Origin of the sequence: Clostridioides sp. ZZV15-6597, assembly GCF_020657815.1 — a bacterium.
In the GTDB taxonomy this organism is placed as follows: Bacteria; Bacillota; Clostridia; order Peptostreptococcales; family Peptostreptococcaceae; genus Clostridioides.
Window position 1 is genome coordinate 1 of the sequence record NZ_JAGWCT010000241.1, and the last position, 626, is coordinate 626.

General features: G+C 54.8%; 6 tRNA genes. All 6 read left to right on the top strand.

The features are described 5' to 3' along the window. Window positions 1-86 precede the first annotated feature (86 nt). The 6 genes from KGF52_RS21055 to KGF52_RS21080 all read left to right on the top strand — a co-directional run bounded on the left by KGF52_RS21055 (window position 87) and on the right by KGF52_RS21080 (window position 626). Window positions 87-163 (top strand) — tRNA-Pro (locus KGF52_RS21055). Between the two features lie 4 nt (window positions 164-167). Then, window positions 168-241 (top strand) — tRNA-Ile (locus KGF52_RS21060). 11 nt (window positions 242-252) lie between these two features. Then, window positions 253-328 (top strand) — tRNA-Trp (locus KGF52_RS21065). A 60-nt stretch (window positions 329-388) separates the two neighbouring features. Then, window positions 389-465, top strand: a tRNA-Pro gene (locus KGF52_RS21070). A 5-nt stretch (window positions 466-470) separates the two neighbouring features. Continuing rightward, window positions 471-547 (top strand) — tRNA-Ile (locus KGF52_RS21075). Between the two features lie 3 nt (window positions 548-550). Beyond that, a tRNA-Phe gene (locus tag KGF52_RS21080) sits at window positions 551-626 on the top strand.

Sequence of the window (626 nt, forward strand, 5' to 3'; positions counted from 1 at the left end):
GTGGCTCAAGAGGATCCCCTGCTAAGGGATTAGGCTGGGTAACCGGTGCGAGGGTTCGAATCCCTCCTTCTCCGCCATTTAAAAAACGAGGTGTAGCGCAGTTTGGTAGCGCACATGGTTTGGGACCATGGGGCCGGGGGTTCGAGTCCCTTCACCTCGACCAACCAGGACCTTTAGCTCAGTTGGTTAGAGCGCCCGGCTCATAACCGGTAGGTCTGGGGTTCGAGTCCCTGAAGGTCCATTATTCTTCATAGGGGTGTAGCTCAGTTGGTAGAGCGTCGGTCTCCAAAACCGTGCGCCGGGGGTTCGAGTCCCTCCACCCCTGCCAAATAAAAAGGACTTGAAAAAAAACGAGTTTTAGAGTAATATAAGATAGTAAATAATATTTCGAGGTGTAGCGCAGTTTGGTAGCGCACATGGTTTGGGACCATGGGGCCGGGGGTTCGAGTCCCTTCACCTCGACCAAGTAAGGGCCTATAGCTCAGGTGGTTAGAGCGCACGCCTGATAAGCGTGAGGTCGCTGGTTCGAGTCCAGCTAGGCCCACCATTTGCCCAGATAGCTCAGTCGGTAGAGCAGGGGACTGAAAATCCCCGTGTCGGTGGTTCGATTCCGCCTCTGGGCACCA